This window comes from Ferruginibacter sp. (assembly GCF_031430955.1).
Classification (GTDB): Bacteria; Bacteroidota; Bacteroidia; order Chitinophagales; family Chitinophagaceae; genus Ferruginibacter.
This window is the reverse complement of the sequence record NZ_JANPCM010000625.1, coordinates 1-6,564: the sequence shown is the minus strand read 5'-3', so window position 1 is coordinate 6,564 and position 6,564 is coordinate 1. Positions and strand designations below refer to the sequence as shown.

At 37.1% G+C, this 6,564-nt stretch carries 3 protein-coding genes; all 3 read right to left on the bottom strand.

Going from position 1 to position 6,564, the window contains the following annotated elements; genetic code table 11:
* Nucleotides 1–149: 149 nt before the first annotated feature.
* Genes ACY65O_RS17720 through ACY65O_RS17710 form a run of 3 tightly spaced genes read right to left on the bottom strand, consistent with a single transcriptional unit; the run spans nt 150 to nt 6,424 of the window.
* On the bottom strand, nt 150–2,213 hold the full coding sequence (locus ACY65O_RS17720) for an ATP-binding protein (protein WP_462222190.1): 2,064 nt from the start codon (nt 2,211–2,213) through the stop codon (nt 150–152).
* A 9-nt stretch (nt 2,214–2,222) separates the two neighbouring features.
* Nucleotides 2,223–4,460, bottom strand: a complete 2,238-nt coding sequence (locus tag ACY65O_RS17715; protein WP_462222189.1) for a sensor histidine kinase — start codon at nt 4,458–4,460, stop codon at nt 2,223–2,225.
* Between the two features lie 11 nt (nt 4,461–4,471).
* A complete protein-coding gene (locus ACY65O_RS17710; protein WP_462222191.1) occupies nt 4,472–6,424 on the bottom strand; it encodes a sensor histidine kinase in 1,953 nt (650 codons plus the stop codon).
* Nucleotides 6,425–6,564: the final 140 nt, after the last annotated feature.

The window sequence follows — 6,564 nt, the reverse complement described above, 5'->3', positions numbered from 1 at the left end:
TCATTTTAAACCAGTAGTCTCTCGGGTTAGAACTTTCAGTTAGAATTGCAATCACATCAATAACTGAGAAATACCATTTTTCTTCTTTTTCATCCCAATGTGTTCTTACTTTTTGCTCCTCAAACAGCTTCACTTCGTTTTTCATTTACTCATGTATTTATTGGTAAAAAAATTACAAATTCACTTCCCTTCCCTTCCTTTGTTTCTACTTTCAACTCCCCACCATGTGCTTTTACAATATCATAACTTAAACTTAATCCCAAACCTGTTCCCTGGCCTGTGGGTTTGGTAGTAAAGAATGGTTGAAAAATTTTGTCTAATATTTTTTGAGGGATGCCGTTGCCGTTGTCACTCACTTTTATTTCAACTTTATCAGCAATTTTTTTAGTGCCAACTGAAACAGTAGGTTCATATTTAGCCGCTGTCGGCATTGCTACCGCCGACAGGGCTTTCTCGTTCACCACATAAAATGCGTTGGTAATTAAATTTAAAATTACCCTTCCAATATCCTGCGGAATAATGTTGATGTTACCAATCGCTTCATCAAAATCAGTTTTCATCGTTGCATTGAAAGATTTGTCTTTTGCACGAAGACCATGATAAGCCAGGCGTAAATATTCATCTGCCAGTGCATTGATATCGGTTGGTTCTTTTACGCCACTGCTGCTGCGGCTGTGCTGCAGCATTCCTTTTACAATGTCACCGGCACGTTTGCCGTGATGATTTATTTTTTCTAAGTTTTGTTTTAAATCATTTGCAATCTCTTTGGCCATTTCTATATTTCCTTTGCCAATCTCTTCATTCATTTCATCAATCAACTCATTACTTACTTCACTAAAATTATTGACGAAGTTCAATGGGTTCTGTATCTCATGTGCAATGCCTGCGGTGAGTTCTCCAAGGCTGGCCATCTTCTCTGATTGAATAAGTTGGGATTGGGCGGATTTTAACTCAACGAGTGCATGTTCTACATTCATTTTTTGCACTTCTATTTCTTCTTTTTGTTTTTGTAATAACTCATTTGCTTTTTTTCGGCTGCGATTATTTCTGTAAAACATAAAAGCGATAAACATCAACACGCCAATGCCGGCCAACATAGCATAGGTCCTGATTTTAGTTTGCGATAGAATTTTTTCCTCCTCCAATTTTTTCAACCGCATTTGCTCATCAAAACCTATATTCAGAAATTTATTCAGCTTTTCTATTTTTACATAATGCAGGCTATCTTTTAATGCAGCAGCTAATTTTAAATACGCAAATGCGCTGTCCGTTTTATTTTGGTAGCTATACACCGACGAAACCAGGGAATCAGCAATAGCTATTTCCAAAGGATCCCTTAAACGTTGATAAGTTTGCAACGCTTTATAAGCAAAAAGAAGGCTGGAGTCTGGTTTTTTTACAACCTTGTAAAAATGGCTTAATGAAATATAACTGGCCCCCAATGTGAACGGATTATTGCGCTCTTCGCCAATTTGTGCTGCCCTAAGCAAAGCATCCCTCGATAAATTGGTGCTCCCTTTTCTAAAATAAATTTCGCTAAGTTTATTATGAACAAAGCCTTCGTAGTAATTCGCTGTTTTTGAAAAAATGGCAAGTGCCCTTAGCTCAAGCAGCAGTGCGGAATCAAGTTTGTTTTGGGCTATATATACCCTTCCTAATTCCATACTGCTGTATCCCTCCAAATCGGTGTCATTAATATAAACAGCCAATTTTATTGCTTCCTGGTAGCTTGAAATTTCTTTATTTATATTTCCTGTGGCTGCATACAGAACACCCATAAAATGATGATTATATCCTAAAAGATGAAGCCGGTAAGCTTGTGGTGTGGCGTATCCATTGGGTAAATGCCGGGTATTTTTTTCACTTTCAGGGTTTTGTGTAATGCGCAATGCCTGCGCCAATGATTCCAGCGATTTGGGGTAATTCATCGAAAATTGATAGGCATTACCCCACTGGGTTAATACTTCGGCCTCATCTAATTTTTGATTGAGTTGCCTTGCAAGTTGCATTGACCGTCCGGCATAAAAAATTGTACTGTCACGGTTTATATGTTGATAATACCACCCCAGGTTTTTATAAATTTCCATACGGATGGTATCGCTGACTGCATTTTTAAAAGCCTGGTGCAGGCTGTCGAGAAGTTTTTTATTCTTCTGCGCTTTAGTAAAAGCAGGCAGCAGCAGAAGTAATAATATTTTTAAAAATAGTTTCATTCTGTTAGTTTAAGAATTTGGTAATTCAACAATAAACTCAGTTCCTTCACCCTCTTTCGTCTCCACTTTCAACTTACCGCCATGTGCATTTACAATATCATAGCTCAAACTCAAACCCAGGCCCGTTCCTTGTCCGGCAGGCTTGGTGGTAAAGAAGGGTTGAAAAATTTTATCCAATATTTTTTGAGGGATGCCGTTGCCGTTATCTTTTACGGCAATCAAAACTTTATCAGCAATTTTTTTTGTACTTACTGAAACAGTTGGTTCATATTTAGCCGTTGCCGAGGTTGCAACCGCCGACAGGGCTTTCTCGGTCGCCGCATAAAATGCATTGGTAATTAAATTTAAAATTACCCTTCCAATATCCTGCGGAATAATATTGAGGTTGCCAATGCTTTCATCAAAATCTGTTTTTAATGTTGCATTGAAGGATTTGTCTTTTGCACGCAAGCCATGATAGGCTAATCGCAAATATTCATCGGCCAATTTATTAATGTCAGTTGGTTCTTTAGTGGCACTACTGCTGCGGCTGTGTTGCAGCATTCCTTTTACAATGGCATCGGCTCTTTTGCCGTGATGATTTATTTTTTCTTCGTTTGCAATTACATCATCTGCTAAAGCATTTACCTCATCAATATTCCCCTTCTTAATTTCATCCTTCATCTCTACCAACAATTCCTTATTTACTTCCGAAAAATTGTTGACGAAATTCAAAGGATTTTGTATTTCATGTGCAATGCCTGCAGTAAGTTCACCGAGTGAGGCCATTTTTTCAGACTGGATGAGTTGGGATTGTGTGGCTTTCAATTCTTCTATAGATTGTTTTAATTCACTGGTACGTTCCTCTACCTGCTTTTCGAGCAATTCTTTTTGTTGCTCTATCAATTGTGTTCTTTCCAGTTCTTTATCCCTGAGCAATTTTTCTTTTTCCAGCGCCTGCTGAATATTGTCTTTTTGTAACTGGCTATACCTTAAAAATAATATCCTTGAAGAAAACAATACAAACCAGCTCATACAGATTATTTCGATCGTCCGGAAATTAGTATGTGTCCATTGGTAAAGGGAACTGAAAAGTTTGCTACTGGTAAATTGTGCAGTAACCTCAGATGATAAACTGGTGGCATACCAAAAAACAAAAGGGAAAGCAGCTATGATCATTAGCCGGGTAAATTTTTCAGTTCTTGCTTTTGCAACAAATAAAAACAGGGTGATGAGCAGAGAGATAAAAATGATCGGTAGAGGCAATAAGTTTAAGAATGATAATGTCTTATTCCACCAGCCAGGTATAGTGGTGATCAGATTTTTCAGGAAAATTACCAGTGCCCAAAAAAAGCTCTGAAAAAATAAAAACCTGTCCCACTTTTTGTAAAACTCATAGGTTTTAAAAAAATACCTGATAAAGTGAATCAAAAAAAACTGTATGAAGGCCCAGGCAATATATAGATAAAAAACATACTGAACAAAGTCAGGCCTCATTTCAAAGAAATACCTGTAGGAGGTATTGAAAAGACGATTTGAAGACAAGGCGAAAAGGAAAAGCGAAAAATACAGGTACATTCTTTCACGAACCACAGCAAAGAAAAACAGGTTGAAAAAGCCGGCAAAAACAAGAAAGCCAATAATGAACATATCCTTAAGCTGATCAAAAGAAAAAATATTAAACCTTTTGTTGGTATTTTCAAAAGGGGCCACATAATTGTCCTGGATTATTTTGGCCGTACTAACAATATAAACAGCAAAGAATGATTTTAGTCCGTAAGCATCATTAGCAACCCGTTGGTATACGAGCACCTGCGCATCAGGTTGCATGGGAAAAGGAATGCAGTTTGTTTTTTTTAACCCGTCTTTTTTGTTCCAGTCATATTTTTCCCCACTTATGTAATGCTTCCATTTTCCACCTGGCTGAGCTATATAAAAATCATCATAATCGGATAAAGAATTCAATGCAATGCCGGCCTCTCCTATCATTGTATTTTTCAGGCTATACCTGATCCAGTATGCTTTTGCAAGGGTATCATCTAATTTTAATGAGGCATTGCGAAACCGGTTGGATACGGATACCTCGTCAATGGTAAGCTTTCCATCTTTATCAGTAAGGATTTGCCAGAAATTATTGTCCAGTTGCTGAAAATCGATAGTGTCTGATTTTATTTCATACACTGGCGGTAATACCAGCTGCGCTTTCGTAAAAAAGCAAGTAAGGCAAAGCAAAATTATACCCGTAATTTTTTTCAGAAATGCTGGCATCAATTATATATTTAAACAGATAGTAAGATAATAAATTCTGCACCTTCACCTTCCCTGGTTTCCACTTTCAACTCACCACCATGTGCTTTTACAAAATCATAGCTCAATGATAATCCTAAGCCTGTTCCTTGTCCTGTTGGTTTGGTGGTAAAGAAAGGTTGGAAGATTTTATCTAATACTTTTTGAGGGATGCCGTTGCCGTTGTCAGCAACCCGAATTTCAATGCTGCCCCCATCCCCTGAAGGGGTGCCAAGACTTTTAGTTGTAACAGTCACTATTGGTTCGTAAATATCAAAATCCAATTTAGCTTTCTCATTGGTAGCATAAAATGCGTTGGTAATTAAATTAAGAATAACTCTTCCAATATCCTGCGGAATGATGTTGATATTGCCAATCGTTTCATCATAATCTGTTTTCATGGTGGCGTTGAAAGATTTATCTTTTGCCCGTAATCCATGATAAGCTAACCTTAAGTATTCATCAGCCAGTTTATTAATATCAGTTGCTTCTTTTTTACCACTGCCGCTGCTGGAGTGCTGCAACATCCCTTTTACAATAGCATCGGCTCTTTTGCCGTGATGAAGAATTTTTTCTAAGTTTTGTTTAATATCATCAGCAATAGCAAACCCTTCTTCTGTATCACCTTTTTTAAACTCATCTTTCATTTCATCAATCAACTCGTTGCTTACTTCACTGAAATTGTTGACGAAGTTTAATGGGTTTTGAATTTCATGGGCAATACCTGCGGTGAGTTCGCCGAGAGAAGCCATTTTTTCGGATTGAATTAATTGTTTTTGTGTGACCTGTAATTGAGTTAAAGCATCTTCTGCTTTTTTCTTTTCTGTTTGCAGTTTTATCAAATCCTCTTCAGCTTGTATTGCATGTGCTTCTGCTTTTTGCAGATCGAGAAAACGGGTATAGGTTTGTTGAAATACTTTTCCAAAACGCATAAGGGTAGTATTCTCTTCATTCGAATAAGGAATGCCTGAAAAGTTTTCGATATACAGTCCAACATTGTCTAGCAATACGGTTGATGCTGCTAGCCCAGGACAACTTAAATAAAATTTTTTTGATGCTTCCGTTAATCCGGGAACATAGGATAAAAGCTGATTGTAAAATTTGTTCTTTTCTTCAAAATTTAAATTGGTGGCAAAGAAATCTGTCCATTTTTCTTTTGCTTCGTTAAATTGATTTGCCCAGACAGACTCAAAATATGGATGCGATATTTTAGATGGAATGTCCTGCTCATCAGCAATCCAAAAATGCCAATCAGCTTTCGGTTTATAGTCAACAACAAAACCTGCATGGTCAAGATGAATGTTTAAAAGCCTCATTTGCTGATAAACAATTTTTATTACTTCTTTGAGCTCTTCACTTTTTTGCATGCCCATGCTTCGGCTTCTTACTCTTTCCAAAGCAGCTTCTATTTGAGCTTCTCTTGCCTGTGCTTCTGCTTTTTGCAGATCGAGGAAGCGTACATAAGCTTGTTCAAAAATTTTTGCAAAACGCTTTATTATTTCTTTATCGCTTTCATTAAGTAAATTCCCGGAAAAATCTGCGATACCAATACTTGAATTTTTTTCGAATGCCGGTGAATAAGAATAAAACTCTTGCTCAAAAAGCCATTTTTTCTGTTCTTCAAGCCCCTCGAAATTTTCATAACTGGAGTTTTCGAAAAAGAATTGGAAATAACTGTTTTTTACTTCTGTTGAATATGCTTTACTATAAAAGTTAACTCCACTTTCTTTGGCCGTCCAGAAATCATCTAAAATTGGGTTTTGAAAGTAAGGCGTTGAGATATAAATATTAGAAAAGTCAGGGGAAGCCACCCATTGATTAAAATTTCTTGAATCTTTATCAAATACAACAACTACCGCTACCCTTGCTTCCATGGAAATGTCCAGTTCCTGAAATTTTCTTTGCACTTGGACAACTACTTCACTTAGTTCATCACTTTTATGCATAGCAAGTGATCGGGACCGAATTTTTTCCAGGGCTGTTTCTATTTGCGCTTCTCTTGCTTGTGCTTCTGCTTTTTGCAAGTCGAGAAAACGTGTATAGGTTTGATCAAATACTTTTCCAAAACGTTGAAAAATAATATGTG